At 48.4% G+C, this 16,858-nt stretch carries 14 protein-coding genes; 9 read left to right on the top strand and 5 right to left on the bottom strand.

What is annotated here, in order from left to right; all coding sequences use genetic code 11:
* The first annotated feature begins 47 nt into the window (after positions 1-47).
* Positions 48-470, top strand: a complete 423-nt coding sequence (locus tag GV64_RS05270; RefSeq protein WP_020581190.1) for an N-acetyltransferase — start codon at positions 48-50, stop codon at positions 468-470.
* Between the two features lie 71 nt (positions 471-541).
* Here the strand turns inward: GV64_RS05270 and GV64_RS05265 are convergent, their stop codons facing one another.
* From GV64_RS05265 to GV64_RS05255, 3 genes are all read right to left on the bottom strand, one after another.
* Positions 542-2,080: a tripartite tricarboxylate transporter permease gene (locus GV64_RS05265; RefSeq protein WP_020581191.1), complete on the bottom strand. Its 1,539-nt coding sequence runs from the start codon at positions 2,078-2,080 to the stop codon at positions 542-544.
* A gap of 2 nt (positions 2,081-2,082) precedes the next feature.
* Complete coding sequence (locus GV64_RS05260; RefSeq protein ID WP_020581192.1) at positions 2,083-2,565, bottom strand: tripartite tricarboxylate transporter TctB family protein; 483 nt, start codon at positions 2,563-2,565, stop codon at positions 2,083-2,085.
* Positions 2,566-2,647: 82 nt separating this feature from the next.
* Complete coding sequence (locus tag GV64_RS05255) at positions 2,648-3,637, bottom strand: tripartite tricarboxylate transporter substrate binding protein (protein ID WP_020581193.1); 990 nt, start codon at positions 3,635-3,637, stop codon at positions 2,648-2,650.
* Positions 3,638-3,861: 224 nt separating this feature from the next.
* Here GV64_RS05255 and GV64_RS05250 point away from each other — a divergent pair, with 224 nt between their 5' ends.
* Positions 3,862-5,451 (top strand): ATP-binding protein, encoded by a 1,590-nt coding sequence (locus GV64_RS05250; protein ID WP_236632920.1) that lies wholly within the window; start codon positions 3,862-3,864, stop codon positions 5,449-5,451.
* A gap of 26 nt (positions 5,452-5,477) precedes the next feature.
* A complete protein-coding gene (locus GV64_RS05245) occupies positions 5,478-6,173 on the top strand; it encodes a response regulator (protein ID WP_020581195.1) in 696 nt (231 codons plus the stop codon).
* Between the two features lie 2 nt (positions 6,174-6,175).
* Here GV64_RS05245 and GV64_RS05240 read toward each other — a convergent pair whose 3' ends face one another.
* Positions 6,176-8,332, bottom strand: coding sequence for a multiheme c-type cytochrome (locus GV64_RS05240; RefSeq protein WP_020581196.1), 2,157 nt, complete (start codon positions 8,330-8,332; stop codon positions 6,176-6,178).
* A gap of 78 nt (positions 8,333-8,410) precedes the next feature.
* Between GV64_RS05240 and GV64_RS05235 the strand changes: the two genes are divergently transcribed.
* The 6 genes from GV64_RS05235 to GV64_RS05210 all read left to right on the top strand — a co-directional run bounded on the left by GV64_RS05235 (position 8,411) and on the right by GV64_RS05210 (position 15,340).
* Positions 8,411-8,797 carry an SET domain-containing protein gene (locus GV64_RS05235; protein WP_034844054.1) on the top strand — a complete coding sequence of 129 codons (387 nt, stop codon included), beginning with the start codon at positions 8,411-8,413 and terminating at the stop codon, positions 8,795-8,797.
* Positions 8,798-8,893: 96 nt separating this feature from the next.
* On the top strand, positions 8,894-9,931 hold the full coding sequence (locus GV64_RS05230; protein WP_020581198.1) for a CNNM domain-containing protein: 1,038 nt from the start codon (positions 8,894-8,896) through the stop codon (positions 9,929-9,931).
* 290 nt (positions 9,932-10,221) lie between these two features.
* Positions 10,222-11,544, top strand: a complete 1,323-nt coding sequence (locus GV64_RS05225; RefSeq protein ID WP_020581199.1) for an imelysin family protein — start codon at positions 10,222-10,224, stop codon at positions 11,542-11,544.
* 78 nt (positions 11,545-11,622) lie between these two features.
* On the top strand, positions 11,623-13,050 hold the full coding sequence (locus tag GV64_RS05220; protein ID WP_020581200.1) for a di-heme oxidoreductase family protein: 1,428 nt from the start codon (positions 11,623-11,625) through the stop codon (positions 13,048-13,050).
* Complete coding sequence (locus tag GV64_RS05215; protein WP_020581201.1) at positions 13,047-14,084, top strand: imelysin family protein; 1,038 nt, start codon at positions 13,047-13,049, stop codon at positions 14,082-14,084. The genes GV64_RS05220 and GV64_RS05215 overlap by 4 nt, the downstream gene beginning before the upstream one ends.
* A gap of 161 nt (positions 14,085-14,245) precedes the next feature.
* Positions 14,246-15,340: a DUF1513 domain-containing protein gene (locus GV64_RS05210; RefSeq protein ID WP_152553928.1), complete on the top strand. Its 1,095-nt coding sequence runs from the start codon at positions 14,246-14,248 to the stop codon at positions 15,338-15,340.
* A gap of 43 nt (positions 15,341-15,383) precedes the next feature.
* Here the strand turns inward: GV64_RS05210 and GV64_RS05205 are convergent, their stop codons facing one another.
* Positions 15,384-16,814 (bottom strand): carbon starvation CstA family protein, encoded by a 1,431-nt coding sequence (locus GV64_RS05205; protein WP_020581203.1) that lies wholly within the window; start codon positions 16,812-16,814, stop codon positions 15,384-15,386.
* Between the last annotated feature and the right edge of the window lie 44 nt (positions 16,815-16,858).

Raw genomic sequence — 16,858 nt, 5'->3', positions numbered from 1 at the left:
CTCAGGGGCTTTTTTATATCCATACCCTCTGTTAATTATTCTCTCCGATGATTAGACGATCCAACGAGAACGATACTGATACTGTTCTCACTATCTGGCTGAATGCTTCAATCAAAGCTCATGATTTTATCGAAGCTGATTTCTGGCGTTCTCAGTTAGACAATATGCGGAATACCTATCTGCCGGCTTCAGAAAGCTGGGTATATGAACAGAGAGGGAAAGTTCTTGGCTTTTACGCACTGTATGAAAATACTCTGGCTGCAATCTTTGTGCTGCCGGAGTTTCAAGGGCAGGGAATCGGAAAATCCCTGATCACTCATGCAAAAGGTCAAAGGTCTGAATTAACGCTTTCAGTCTACAAGGAAAACAAAGCCAGTTATCAATTTTACCTGTCTCAAGGGTTCGTTAAGGCCAGTGAACAGGCCGACCCGCACACCGGGCATCCTGAATACACGATGAACCTAAGCTAAACAAAAACAATGAATAAAAAGCCCTGACACCAGGGCTTTTTATTCAATATCCAGATCAGGTTCTGTTAGCTTCAACCTTCACCGACATTCGCACCCGGTACTTCCTGATTTCTTGCTTTCATGTCCAGCAGGCTGCGAAGTACTGGCAAGAGAAGCAGAACCAGGGTAATCAGGCAAATACTCAGCGTCAGTGGACGCTCCCACAGGAAAGACAAACTTCCATCGGAAAGCGTCAGAGCCCGACTGAGATTATTCTCGAGAATTCCACCCAGAATAAACCCAAGCAGCATTGGCGCCATAGGGAAATCCAGCAGCTTCAGCCCAAGGGCAATAACGGTAATCGCAACCATCATATGAATATCAAAAGTATTAAAGCTGACCAGGTAAACGCCGGTAATGGAGAAAAAGAGAATCAGTGGAATCAATATAGGCCTTGGAATCGCCAGTAACCTGGAGATGTATGGAATCAATGGTAGGTTCAGAATCAACAGCACCAGATTGCCAAAGTACATGGAAATAATGACGGACCAGAACACATCCGGATTATCCATAAACAGACGAGGCCCAGGCTGAATACCATAGGCGATCAATGCACCCAACATAATGGCTGTGGTTCCAGAGCCTGGAATACCCAGCGTTAGCAGGGGAACAAAGGAGCCCGTAGAGGCTGCATTATTGGCAGACTCAGGCGCAGCCAACCCACGTAGCGCTCCCTTACCAAACTGTAACTTCTGTTTGGCGCTGGCCAGGTTGCGCTCAAGACCATAAGCCAGGAAAGAGGCAATCGTTGCACCAGCCCCCGGCAGCACACCGACCAGAAAGCCAAATACAGATGAACGGGCGACCGTTGGCGCCACTTCTTTTACTTCATCACGACTGAGTTTCATACTGCCCAGCGCTTCACTATCCATCGCCTGATCCTGCTCTCGATGAGCGCCTTTCATAACCGACATCAGAACTTCTGCCAAGGCAAAGGTGGCCATCGCCAGCAACAGAAAACTGACACCATCAATCAGGTTTACATTCCCAAACGTAAACCGTGTGGTGCCTGACATCAAATCGGTTCCCACCGTCGCAATCATCAACCCAAAAACGGTCATGATCATCGCTTTGAGCGTCTGACCTTTTCCTGAAAATGCGGCAACGGCTGTTAAACCAAGGAGCATCAGGGCAAAGTAATCACCAGACTGGAAGCTGAGAGAAACAGAGGCCAGAAAGGGTGCTGCAAACAGCAGAATAATGGCGCCGATAGTGCCACCGGTAAAAGAAGAATAAGCGGCCAGAGCAAGAGCCTTACCCGCCTTATTCTGCTGCGCCAGAGGATAGCCATCAAACGCGGTCACTACCGTGCTGGCACACCCTGGTGCATTGATCAGAATCGATGATGTCGAACCACCAAAAACAGCACCATAGTAAACGCCCGCCATCAGAATAATGCCTGACGAAGGATCTAGACCGTAGGTGATGGGGATCATCAATGCCACAGCAGAGATAGGCCCAAGGCCCGGCAACATACCGATGAATGTGCCTGCAAAACAGCCAACCACCACCATTAACAAATTGAACGGCATTATGGCCGTTGTTAATCCAGTAAACAGACCATCCAACATAATCAGCCTCCCGTCACCATGATCAACAGCTGACCCGGAGCCAGATAAATATTAAGCAACTGAGTCAATACTCCCCAAATGCCTGCCGCAAATGGTAGTGAAGCCAGAATCAGAACCTTTGGACGACGTTCGCCCAGTAGCCAGTAACCACCAATAAGGAACATGGTTGTTGCCAGAAGAAAACCAATCCACTGCAACGCAATGGCAAAAAGAACAATCAAAGCCAGAAGTTTTGCGACCAACGAAAAATCGAGAGATGCGTTTGATGACTTTGCCTCACTGCGACTTCCTGCCATTGAACTGCTCGCTAACAGTAAAAACGAGAACAGTGCTCCCAGCCCTGCCAAGGCGTACGGCAGTGTTTGAGCATGGAAAGGCTCAAACTCGTCACCCGGCAACAGGGGAATCTGACCTGCGTAATAGCCATAACTGAGTGACAGACAAAGAAATACCAGAGAACCAATCTGATCCTTACTCAACGTCATGTGAATAACCTCAGGCGATATCAGATAAGGGCATATTGAAAAGGCGGGGAGTGATTAAACAATCCCCGCAAGATTGGGAAAATTATTTCAGGAAGCCCAGTTCGCGCATCAGAGTCCCCATTTCTTTTTCCTGATTGCCAAGGAATGCGACAAACGTAGCGTCAGGTTTGAAGATTTCAGACCAGCCATAACGGGCCCGCACCTGCTCCCACTCGGCTGTTTCGTACATCTTCTCAAGGGTCTTCACAAACTCCGCTTTTTTCTCTTCACTCAGGTCTGGAGCGCCAAAAAAGCCCCGCCAGTTAACAAAACTGCTGTTATAACCCAGCTCTTTCAGAGTCGGCACCTCAGGAGCAGCATCAGAACGCTCTTCTCCTGTCATCACCAGTACCCGAACTTCACCAGCATCTGCCAGGCTCAAGGCTTCACTCAGACCGGTAGAAAGAATATCCGTCTCACCAGACAATAAGCTGGCCATCGCCTTACCGCCCGCATCATAAGCGACATACTTCACACGACGCGGGTCACCTCCAGAAGCTTTAAAGGCCATTGCCGCCACCAGATGATCCATGCTGCCCCGTGCGGAACCGCCTGCCACTTTTACTGAACGTGGGTTCTTAACAAAATCTTCTGCCACCTGCTGGAAACTGGTATAAGGGGAGTCAGCACGAACAACAAAAGCACCGAAGTCACCAATGGTAGCCGCCACGGGTGTCAGATCACGAAAAGACTGGGGAAACACTTTCGACAGCGAGCGAATAACAATCGGGGTGGAGTTCACCATCAGGGTGTCATCCTGCTGAGCAGCTGTTTCAATTAGGTGAGCAATGGCTTTGCCACCACCACCACCGGACATGTTTTCATACGAGATTGATTCCACCAGGCCTGATTTGGTCAGAGCCTCACCGGTTCCACGGGCAGTGCTATCCCAGCCACCGCCTGCACCACCGGGAATCAGAAAGTGAAGTTCATCCAGTGCAACTGCATGTATCGAAGCGCCTGCAGTGAGAAAACCAGTCAGTGCTATGGCAAGAAGAGAGGAACGCTTTTTTCTGGAAATAGAGCGAATCATCGGGGACACCCTCATAGATTGTTATGATTATTGAGGTTTTTATTTCTTTAAATAAAGATTACCCAGACCTTCACATGAGCTGAAGCTTTTGAACTTAACGGGTATTTTGATCATAAAGTTCACGACTGCTTTTTTATGGACGTCGCCAAAAAATATTGAGCATGAATCTCACAAATAACGTCAAACAGCTGCTCTTTAAGCGCATAGTCAAGTTGAAGACCCGGATGATTTTAATTCTGGGTGTCATGGTGTTGATTCAGACAGGCCTGGTGGGAGGTTTTGCCCTGACCTATCTCAGCCAGGCACTGGATGAGCAGATGGCTCAGAAAGCCATGCATGTGGCTAACACCATTTCAGACATACCGTCCGTTCAGCGTGCCGTGACAGAACGTGACAGCAACTTTCTACACCCATTGAGCCTGAAGCTGGCTGAAAAGAACGGTGCACGTTATGTCGTCATTGCTGACCATCTAGGAATCCGGTTGGCTCACCCCGATATTGATGCCATCGGATTATCCATGCTGGATGATGAGCCCGATGAACGCCCACTGACCTTCCCCGGTGGCAAAGGTTATGCCTATACCGCCCAGGGCAGTCTCGGGACCTCAATGCGAGCCAGAGCGCCCATCATTTCCCCGGATACTGACGAAGTCATTGGGGTTGTATCGGTAGGGTACCTTACGGATCGCATTGCCAGCGTCGTTAATCGATACCGTCAGACTCTGGCTCTGGTCATTATTCTCGGTTTTCTGGTCAGCGCGGTGATGGCCATTGCTTTTGCTGACTACGTTAAGCGGGCTATTTTTGGACTGGAACCGGATCAGATCGGCAGACTGTACCAGGAACGAAACGCAACTCTGGAGTCGGTCCGGGAAGGAATTATTGCCATTAATGGTGATGGCAGAATCACCACTTGTAATCAAACAGCACTGGCTACCCTGGGTTTACCCACCAGTCAGGATCTTATTGGCCTTCCAGTGCAAGAGGTCCTCCCGGATAGCAATATTCTGGAAGTTCTGGCTACTGGAGAGCCCCACTACGACCAGCATGTCTGGATGCAGGGAAAACAATTAATCGTCAACCGTATTCCACTGACAAATGGTGGTCAGATAACAGGGGTTGTTTCAAGCTTTCGCCGCAAAGATGAGCTGGACCGAGTCAGTCAGCAGCTGGACCGGGTACAACAGTATGCTGACTCACTGCGCAGTCAGGCCCACGAGTACAGTAATAAACTGCATACCATTGCCGGACTGATTCAGATTGGTGCTACTGAGCAGGCACTGACGTTTATTGGTCAGGAAAATCAGAGCCATCAGGCATTGATACAACTATTGGTTGAGGCAGTGCCTGATCCCATACTTGCTGGCTGTCTTTTAGGGAAATATAACCGTGCGAGAGAGCTTGGGCTCTCTCTGACGGTGGATGAAAGCAGTCATATGGCCGAGCTACCGGATGACCTTTCCAGAGAGCAGCTGGTCGCTATTATTGGCAACCTGCTGGATAATGCCTTGGAAGCAACCCTTCGTCACCATGGTACAGGTGGAGAGGTCCGGCTCAGCATGACCGATCTGGGCAACGACCTTATTTTTGAAATGGATGACGATGGTCCTGGTATTACACCAGAAGACCAGCTCCGTATTTTTGAAAAAGGGGTAACCAGCAAAAAGGGGGCAGGCCATGGCATTGGGCTTTACCTGGTTCGCAAACAGCTGGATGAACTGAATGGGCAGATTATTGTAGAACCCGGAGACCATGGCGGAAGCCGGTTTATTGTCTTTATACCCAAAATACCCCCTGTAAAAAAACAAGTTTAAGACATTAAAAGGAGTGTGAACAAGCGATGGTACGTGTCGTCATAGCTGAAGATGATCGACAGATTGCAGAGATCCAGCGTCGTTTCCTTGAACGTATAGAGGGATTTGAGGTCGTTGGTCTGGCCCACAGCCTGATTGATGCCAGAGATATGGTCGAGGTGCTTTCACCTGATCTGCTTATGCTGGATATCCAGTTCCCAACAGGCACCGGTCTTGAGCTATTACGCTGGCTGCGCGCCAGCAACCGGGGGACGGATGTGATTCTGGTCACCGCAGCCCAGGAGGTTGATACTCTGCGGGAGGCACTTCACGGCGGCGTATTGGATTATATATTGAAGCCATTGGTGTTTGAGCGGCTGCAAGCCTCACTCCAGAAGTATAAGACACATATTGAAAGACTCTCCTCCCTAGAGACGCTCGCTCAAAAAGATGTTGATACCCTGCTACACGACTCGGGATCATCATCATCTCCAAAAGCAACGAGCCGTTTACCAAAAGGCGTTGATGCGCTAACGCTGGACAAGGTTCGCAGTGTCTTTTCGAGCAGTCACAGTACGTTCAATGCTGAAGAGGTCGGCCAGTGCATTGGCGTCAGCCGAACCACTGCCCGCCGATATCTCGAGTACCTGACCAGTGAGCAGCAGCTACAGGCTGAAATCGTATACGGTACCGTGGGACGACCCGAGCGAAGATACCTCCTCGCTAAAAATCATATTGCCTAAGCTCATTTGTCATAAGCTTTCAGTGCATTGTTTATATCCGGGTTATCAGGAAAGCGCTCGCGTCCCTGTGTCAGCACCTTAATAGCTTTATGACTATTGCCCGTCGAATGCAATGCAACACCATATATATAAATAAACCGTGGGTTATCCGGCATTAAATCGGCCGCCTTTTGCAGGTAAACAATGGATGCTTCACGTTGCTTCTGACGCACCAGATAAAGCCCCATCGAATGATACAGGCTGGCAGATAGAGGGTTCTTCTCAAGCCCATTCTGCAGAGTATCCTCCTCTTCCTTATGACGGTTCATCCGATGATAAGCAGATGCAAGTTGGATATACGCCTGTTCAAACAGTGGCTCTATAACAATGGCTTTATTAAATTGTTGGGTTGCTTCCGTTATACGGCCAAGTTTCAGATAAAATTGACCAAGATTGATTCTTCCTGCTGCAGTGTCAGCATGCAGCCGTTGAACGGCAATATACTCTTCAACCAGCTGCTGACGCCTGTCCCTTTGTGCGGGAGTGAACCAATCTTCTGGTATAGCTGCGATAACCCGGATAACTTCAAGTCGAACAACTTTCGATGGGTCTTCCATCAAAGGAAGCAATATCTGCAACTGTGACTGTGGTGGTGCCGAAGCCAAAGTAGAAACAGCTGAAGACCGAATCAGTGGGTCATGATCATTCAGCCCCTTACCAATAACCGGCAGTGCTGATCGACTGAGATAGTTTGCCATTTCACTGTATGCCGTTGCCCTGACAATGGGCGCATAGTCATCATTGGCAGCAATGGCCAATAGCGGCTCACTGGCGGCTCTGCTACCAGTACGGGCCTGATGAAAGGTCGAAGCAAACTCCGGATGTTCCCGCCATTTTTTACCAAGCCACTGATCAAGCGCTGCTGAGGCCCAGCGACTACTCTGGTTATCATGGCATTGATTACAGGCATTGGGAGTATCCAGTTTTTCAGAAAGATCTGGTCTGGGTATCTTAAAGGAGTGATCCCTTCTGGGATCGACCACCATATATGTCTTTTCAGGCATATGGCAGCTAACACACGCTGAGCCCACACTACCCGCCTTATGAAAGGTATGCTTGGGTGTATCAAACGTCTGTGGATTATGACATTGAGCACACAGCTGGTCAGGAGGTGCCTTCAGCTTATTAGAATGAGGGTTGTGGCAATTGGTGCAGGTCACACCCGCCTGGAACATTTTACTCTGGGCGAACGAACCATAAACAAAAACTTCGTCGTTTATTTGACCATCTGAATGATATAAACCATTTCTCAGTAGTTCTGGTTGATAGTTTTCTGTCAGGGGATTTCGGATCTGTGGCTCTGCAGCGATGCCCTCACGGCGTGAATGGCATTGTGCACAGACGTCGATTTGCTTCTGTGGCTTTTTATCAACAGCACTGGCAATTGACTGATCCTCAGGCCAATGCCAGCGGTTGGCATCAGAGATATCCACAACCAGTCCTTTTCCTTTTCTCCCATCAGGTTTCTGTGACCACTCGACGTGACCCTTAGCAGGGCCATGACAACTTTCACACCCGACCCCAGCTTCAAGCCACTGGCTGTTATAGACATTATTTTCTGCCTGATACCCCTTCTGATAGGCCGTGGTATGGCACTCAATACACATCCGGTTGCTATTCTGTGAAGGTTGAGCCCAATGTAATGGACTTTTGTAATCCACTTGATCGTCAGGATAAAGATGAAACCAGCGTTGACCACCTTCCGAGTCAGGTCTTGTGTCCCAGGCTATCCCCAGAGCCTGTAATCGTCCACCACGATATTCGATCAGATACTGCTGTAGCGGATAATCACCAATGGTATAGACAACATTATATTGCCCCATTTTTCCATCTGGTCCATCTGTCTCAACCATGAACTGGTCGTTCTTTCGGAAAAAGCGGCTGGTGACTCCGCCATACCGAAAATAAGTATTCTGAAAGTCACCCAGAACATTATCAGGGCTGGTCTTTTGAAGTGCTGAATGGTGCTGGCTGCTTTTCCAGTCGGTATAGGCTTCAATATGGCAGGAAGCACAAACCTGACTGCCCGCATAGTTCTCTGATGCGGCAGACATAGACTGAATAGCGACCCATAAAAAAAGAGAGATAACCCCTTTTTTAACTACGCAGGGAAGGCTCATTGTTGTTATTCTGCTTAAAGCTTTTGTGACGCAATACTACAAATACATTTTCCTAAAAACCATAACAATAAAAACAATATGCTCTATATCGCCAACAGCCATGGCAAGGGTCGTGGTGTATACACTGATAGCCGAATCGAGAGAGACACCATTATTGAGCAGTGTCCAATATTAGAGTTCCCTCATGAAGAAGTGGAGCTTCTTGAGCTGACGATGCTCAACAATTATTACTTTTCCTGGGGTAAAGAGCAGAAACGGGCAGCACTGGCACTTGGGCTAGGCTCTATTTATAACCACTCATATACACCCAATGCCATCTACATTCCCAGAGAAGATGATCAGCTTATTGAGTTTGTCGCTATTCGAAAAATTCTGGCCAATGATGAAATTACCATTAACTACAACGGTTCTCCCAATGATCAATCGCCACTTTGGGGAACAGACGAAATACCCTGGCTGAAATAGCGATGAAAACACTGTGTAATAATCGGTAATATCTATCGCCAAAAGCGAGTTTCTCGCGCTAAAATAACGTTCCTTTATTACTTTTTGGTGTCATGCGTGGTTACGCTTGTTGCGTATGTTGTCGTCGCTATTGCGGTGTCTTTCATCTGTTCGGTATTTGAAGCCGTTCTTCTCAGTATATCCCCGGCCTATGTTGTCAGCCTTGAGCAAAAAAACAGCAAGTGGGCAAAAATTGTCCGGGAACTACACGACCATATTGACCGCCCCCTGGCTGCAATCCTCACTTTGAACACCATTGCTCATACCATTGGTGCTGCAAGTGCCGGTGCCCAGGCCGCGAAAGTCTTTGGTGATGCATCGGTTGGTGTTTTTTCAGCCGTACTGACATTACTGATTTTGGTACTGTCTGAAATCATTCCAAAGACCATTGGTGCATCCTGGTGGCAATCGCTGGTGCCTGTAATGGCTGTTGGCGTGCGCTTCATGGTCAAACTGCTTCTGCCTCTGATCTGGATCACGGAACTACTGACCAGCAAGCTGGGTCCGAAGGACAAAACTAACCCCTACCTGCGTGATGAGATTCAGGCGATGGCCGACCTTGGCCTTCAACTGGGCGCACTTCAGGGTGTAGAGTCCGAATTGATGAAAAACATGCTTAAGTTTCGTGATCTCCAGATTGTCGAAATCATGACGCCTCGCTCAGTACTGTTCTCTTTGCCAGAGTCAACGACCACTGATGCTTACATGAATGAATTCACGAGCTCCAGCTTCTCACGTATTCCTGTGTACGGCGAAGATCCGGATGACATCAATGGGTTCGTCATGAGAAATGATATTCTGCTATCCCATCTTCGGGAGGGTGGCAATACAACACTGGAAAGCCTTAAGCGCCCGATCATTGCAATACTTGAAAAGGAGCCACTGCCAAAGCTGATGGCGACTTTCCTGGAAAAGCGCAGCCATATTGCCATGGTGGTCACAGAGTATGGTGATATCCGGGGCATCGTAACCCTTGAAGATATGATCGAAACCCTGCTTGGACGCGAAATCGTGGATGAAAGTGACGAAGTCGTCGACATGCAGCAGGCAGCAAAAACCAAGTGGGCTCATCGCCTGACAGCCACTGCTTCCTGATATTTTTTGTTACCTGCAACGGCAGTTCATCCTGTATGGGCTGCCTGATTTTCTCATCTGAAAAACCTCCCGAAACTTCTTCTCCATCACCCTGAGTAATGCTTTCTCTTAAAGGTTCTTACCGAAATAATTTTCCTACTTACCAGAAAACTGGGAATTATTTACGCACTTAGCCTGAGTAGATAAACGACGATATTCTTTACCTAATCTTGAAATAAGAATGATTCTCATTATAATTCCGCATCAACAACCCTGACATAATCAATAAGAATACATGGAGTCCATTAAGGATGATGTCCAACTCATCTCTGGCCACTGCTGGCTCACTGATACTGACCTCAGCGTTGCTGGCTGGTTGCGACAGTGTTGAAGAAACACTGAATACGTCTTCTAATACTGACGAAAGCCCTTCCGTTCATATTGCTGAAAATAGCAGTGACATCATTGCCCATTATGCAGATATTGCGCTGGCCACCTATGAAGACGCACTGATCACAGCTAAAGCACTGAAAGTAGCAAGCGTAGAGTTAGTAAACAGCCCTTCAGAAGAAAGTCTTGCTCTGGCAAAAGCTGCCTGGAAAGCCGCAAGGGTTCCTTACCAGCAAAGCGAAGTTTTCAGATTCGGTAATCCTGTCGTAGACGACTGGGAAGGACAATTGAATGCATGGCCTCTGGATGAGGGGCTGATCGATTATGTTCAGTCAACACACTATGACTACGAAATGGGTAATGACGGCGCACTGGCTAATATCATCAGTAGTCCTGAATTAACCGTCAGTGGTGAAAAGCTGGATCTTAATAATCTGACACCACAGCTGCTGGCCGACCTTAACGAACTGGGAGGCAGTGAAGCCAACGTTGCTACGGGCTATCATGCCGTCGAGTTTCTGCTCTGGGGTCAGGACCTTAATGGAACAGCACCCGGTGCAGGTAACCGCCCAGCAACCGATTTTTCACAAGGGGCCGACTGTACTGGTGGAAACTGTGAGCGCCGCAGCCAATACCTCCTGACAGCTCTGGATCTGCTGATTTCTGATCTGGAGTACATGACTCAGCAATGGCAGCCAGAGATAAAAGACAACTATCGTTCAGACCTGCTCTCCGAGTCTGTTGATCAGGGTTTCAGAAAAATGCTTTTTGGCATGGGCAGTCTTTCCCTGGGTGAGCTGGCAGGAGAAAGGATGAAAGTAGCACTGGAAGCCAACTCTACAGAAGATGAGCACGACTGCTTCAGTGATAACACTCACAACTCTCACTTCTATAACAATCTGGGTATTCGTAATGTTTATACCGGCCAGTATCAACGGGTTAATGGAGACGTAATTACCGGCCCAAGTCTGGCCAGACTGGTTGCTGAGAAAGACGAAGAACAGGCTTTGGCAATTCTCACAGATTTTGATCAGAGTCAGAGAGCTCTACAAAAACTGGTGGATTCGGCAGAAAAGGACGGTATTTTCTTCGATCAGCTAATCGCTTCGGGTGATGACAAAGGTAACAATCTGGTGAAATCTGCCATTAGTTCTCTTGTTGCTCAAACCAGTGCAATTGAGGAAGCGGCCGGTCTGATCGGTATACAGCAATTGAACCCTGATACTGCCGATCATCAATTCTAAAAATGTCTTGAGTCAAAGTGCTGCTGAACTCACTTACAAGGGAGTTCAGTGGTGCTTTAAAGAAAAAGAAGTACAACAATGCAATTACGAACCCTGGGGTTCGCCTTTATTGCCCTGATCACCGGATCAGGGCTTTTGGGCTGTAACAAAACGGAAAAAGTCCGCTACAAAAGTGGTGAAGAACGACCCGGTGGCCAAACCTCAGCCACCGTTTCGGGACGTAATGCCTTTTCACTCCCATCCGCCAATATGGCTGTCAGCCGTCGTCTTGACTTCAGTGTTGGTAACAGCTTTTTTCGTAACCCGTGGGTCGCTGCACCTGCCAGTACCAAGGCGAGAGATGGACTCGGTCCGCTCTTTAATACCAATGGCTGTCAGAACTGTCATATCAAGGATGGTCGTGGTCATGCCCCTGAAGATGGTCAGCTGAATCGTGTTTCCATGTTAGTGCGAATCAGTATCCCGCCCTCCTCTCCAGATCAGAAATTATTACCCCACCAGGGTGTCATTCCTCACCCAGTTTATGGTGAGCAGCTTCAGGACTTCACCTTGCCCGGAGGTGTTGCTGAAGGCCGTGTTCGAGTCAATTATAAGTATCATGACGTTAAGTTTCAGGACGGTGAAACCGTAGAGCTAAGGACGCCGGTTATTTCAATTGAAGAGCCAGGTTATGGTCCACTTTCATCCGATAATAATGGCAACATCATGATGTCAGCACGGATAGCCCCCCCCATGATTGGCCTTGGCCTGCTGGAAGCTATTTCTGAATGCGACCTTCTCGCCAATGAAGATATTGATGACAAAAATAATGATGGTATTTCCGGCAGGGCTAACCGTGTCTGGGATGTAGAACAAGAAAAGACCGTTATTGGCCGCTTTGGCTGGAAAGCGGGTCAGCCAACACTCAAGCAGCAGAATGCTGCCGCTTTTAACGGCGATATGGGACTGACTACCAGCCTGTTTATGGACGAAAACTGCACTGCATCACAAAAGCGCTGCCATGAACAAATGGCGGGAGCACACCCGGAAGTTTCTGACAACATTCTGGATAAAGTCACCTTCTATAGCCAGAATCTTGCGGTTCCAGTCAGAGCCAACGCAAAAGATAAGACAGTCCTCGCCGGAAAGCAGCTGTTTTACGACGCAGGCTGTATTGCCTGCCATACTCCGTCATTTACCATTGGCTCTGCAGCAGCAAAAGAACAGGCAGACCAGAAGATCTGGCCATATACTGATTTGCTTTTACACGACATGGGAGCAGGGCTTGCAGACCATCGTCCGGAGTTTCTGGCAAATGGTAATGAATGGCGTACACCACCACTTTGGGGTATTGGTCATTCTCAGGTTGTTGATAAAACGGCTGGTTTTCTTCACGATGGGCGGGCAAGAACACTAATAGAAGCTATTCTCTGGCATGATGGCGAAGCAGCCAAATCCAAACAACGAGTATTGGCAATGAGTGCCAGCGAGCGTAATGCGTTGATTCACTTTGTAGAATCCTTATGAAGATGTACCTGAAACTGATAATTCTTTCTCTGAGCCTGACCGGGTGTGACCAATTTTTCCCTGAACAGCTGGATTTATCCCGTTCACCCATGACGGTCTTACTGGAAGACCAGATTCACCCTCGTTATACCAGCTTAGTATCTGAAGCATCTAGCTTGAGAAATCTGGCCTCTGAATTCTGCCTGAACCCCGATAACAAAAATTTCGGGCTATTGCAGCAGCAATGGCGTACAACCATGTTGAGCTGGCAGTCAGCAGAGGCTGTCAGTCAGTTGATGCTGGAAGAAAATATGGAGGGCTGGCGCTTTCAGTTCTGGCCAGACAAAAAGAATTTAACCGGTCGAAAAGTCGAAGAGCGACTCAAAAGTAAAGCTCCTATTCCACTACTGTCAGACAGCGTTATTCTTCAAGGGCTCTCTGCTTCGGAATACCTTCTCTTCGATACTAAGGCTAACAATGCCCTGGCCTTGAAGAAAACCGAATACTGTCAGTTTTTGATTGAAAATACTGAAGCTCTGTTTGCCAACAGTATGGAGTTACAGCAGAACTGGGAAAAATCAGGCAGCTATTATATTAAACTGATGGCGATGGAGCGTGGTAAAAATGCCCTTGGCCTGAATGGTTGGGTGCTGAACAGCCTTGATGCCCAGACCTCACGCTTGAAAAAAGAACTTGCCCTTCCCCTGGGGAAAAACCGTACCAACCTTTTCATGGCCGAGTCATGGCGCAGTCGACAGTCTCTGGAGAATATCCGTACGGTACTGGCAGCCTTTGATGCCTTGGTTGCCCTGGCCATTGAGCAATCGGCCAGCCAGGAGCAGGCGGCAGTATGGCAGAATATTGTTCTGGAGCTGGATAATCTTTCACTGTCAATGCAGAACCTCCCTTATGATTTCACTACAGCCATTAAACAGGGTAGAGCCGATGAGCTAAGGAGCCTGAAAGAGCAAATTAACTCACTCAGCACTCAGATCGTGAGAACAGCCAGCAAACTTGAAATTCCTCTCGGTTTCAATTCGAGTGATGGGGACTAGGGGGCACCCTTAGGGTAGACATTAAGCATTTACACCCTATTTTCATGAATTAAAGATTGAACCACAAAGGTCACAAAGAGCACGAAGAAGAGCTTTTCTTTTCCTTTGTGCTCTTTGTGACCTCTGTGGTTCAAAAAAGCCTGCTAGATTCTGCTAACCAGATGCATAGACGCCTATTTATAAAAAACGCACTAACACTGACAGCTATTGGCCTGATTGGCACCGGGTGTACACCCAGCTCCCATCAAATGCTGGTCAGTGCTGCAAGGGACTCATCAGACAATCACAGTATTCGCCTCATTGATCCTTACAGAGATCAGTCGACCAATATTCCTGTGGCCGAACGACTCCACGATGCGACCCTTCGCCCGGGTACAGCAGAAATTGTCGTGTTTGAACGGCGCCCAGGTTATCGATTTTATGTGATTGATGCTGAAAGAGCTCAGATTTATAAAAGCATCCCGGCAACCAATCAAAGACATTTATACGGCCATGGCGTTTTTAGCCAAAATGGAAAATGGCTTTACACCACTGAAAACAATCTCAGGTCATTGCATGGCGTTATTGGCATTTACAATGCCGAGCGGGATTACACAAGAGTAGGCGAATGGCCGCTCCCTTCCCCCGGCCCCCATGAAATTAAGATGATGCCGGACGGAGAAACACTGGTCATTGCGGTTGGCGGAATCAAAACTCACCCGGACTCGGGAAGGAAGACCCTGAATCCTGACTCACTGCAACCATCACTTATTTATCTGAACCGTCACTCTGGTCAAATTATTGACCAGCAATCTTTCATAAATCCTTATCTGAGCATACGTCATCTGGATATAGCCAGTGATGGGACGATTGCGATCGGTATGCAGCACCAGGGCAGCAACGATGAAGCTTTGCCTCTGGTTGCTGTTCACCAGCGAGGCGCCCCTATCCAGTCCATTAAAGCACTGCCAGAGCAATGGCTTGCACTTAACGGCTACATCGCCAGTGTTGCAGTACTCTCAGAGGCAGACACCATTGCCGTTACCTCACCCAGAGGAAACCGAATAGCCCTGACCCAAAAGTCGTCTGGAGAGCTTCAGTCCTTTATCTATCAGAAAGATTGTGCAGGCCTAGCAAAGCTTGATCTAAATCGGCTGGCGATCAGTAATGGACTTGGGGAAATTCAGATACTGGAGTGCTTTCAGGGGAAGGCAGAGAAACGCCAGCATATAAAGCACTCAAACTGTCGATGGGACAACCATTTGTTAGCGATATAAAAGAAGCCTCCGATAACATCGGAAGCTTCTTTCGTGTTCCGTATTACACGGCAGGTTGAACAGATACGGTTCTCTTGGCTGCCGCCATCATAAACCAGACCATTGCTCCAATACCCGCTGCCGCACCGACAGGGTAAGAGATAGCAGCTGAAAGACTAAGCCCTTCCGGTGCCATCAGGATGTAAGTAGTACAGACAGCAGTCATAAAGGTTGCTGGCAGAGAAGCCAACCAGTGGCTTTTACCCTGGTGAACCATATACATGGCCGATGCCCAGAGTACGATAGTCGCCAGTGCCTGGTTAGAGAAAGCGAAATAACGCCAGATGATATTGAAATCGATAAAGGTCAGCGCAAAGCCAACGGCAAATACCGGCACAGCCAGCATCAGACGGTTTTTAGTACTGGTCTGACTGATGTTCATGGCATCGGCAAAGATCAATCGCACGCTGCGGAACGCCGTATCACCGGAAGTGATCGGGCAGGCGATAACCCCAAGGATGGCCATCATGCCACCAACGGTTCCCATCAAACCAACAGAAACCTCATTGACGACCAGACCTGCACCGCCTTTGGTCAGCACTTCATTCAACCCATCCAGACCATTCGGGAAGAAAGACATGGCAGCAGCAGCCCAGATCAATGCCACAACCCCTTCAGCAATCATTGCTCCGAAGAATACACGACGACCGTAACTCTCTGTAGGCAGGCAGCGGGCCATCATGGGAGACTGTGTTGCGTGGAATCCGCTGATTGCGCCACAGGCAATGGTGACAAATAGCATTGGCCAGATTGGCAGGCCTTTGGGGTGTGAAAGTGGATCGGTTATTTCAGGAATCGGCAGACCTTTCACCAGCATCATGCCACCAACACCCACGGCCATAATCAGCAGTGTTAAACCAAACAGTGGATAAATTTTTGCAATCACTTTATCCACAGGCAGAACAGTCGCCATGAAGTAGTAGGCTAAAATCACCGCCAGCCAGAAGCTGGTATTCGCAAAGATGCCTTCCATTCCCAGGTTCGCCAACAACCCGGCCGGTCCCATCATAAAGACAACACCCACCAGTAATAGCAGAACAACTGAGAACCCCCGCATCACTTTGCGAGAACCTTCTCCCAGGTAATGGCCCACAATTTCAGGAATCGACTGTCCATTGTGACGAACAGAGAGCATGCCTGAAAAATAGTCATGCACCGCCCCACCGAGCACACAGCCAAAAGCTATCCACAAAAATGCGGCAGGGCCATACAGTGCGCCCATAATGGCACCAAAAATAGGACCAAGACCGGCAATATTTAAAAACTGGATAAGGAAAATCTTGTGCCAGGGCAGGGGCACAAAATCAACACCATCCTGCAGCGTATGAGCAGGGGTCTCTCGATTCGGGTCAGCACCAAAATGACGGTCGACCCACTTCCCATAAACAAGGTAGCCTATGATCAGAATTGCTAATGCGCCAAGAAAGCTAAACACTTGTATCACCCCACTCTGACTTTTCTAACGTCAGTGGATATCTA

It is taken from the genome of Endozoicomonas elysicola, from assembly GCF_000710775.1.
GTDB classification, from domain to species: Bacteria; Pseudomonadota; Gammaproteobacteria; order Pseudomonadales; family Endozoicomonadaceae; genus Endozoicomonas; species Endozoicomonas elysicola.
This window is presented reverse-complemented; position numbering and strand designations above follow the sequence as displayed.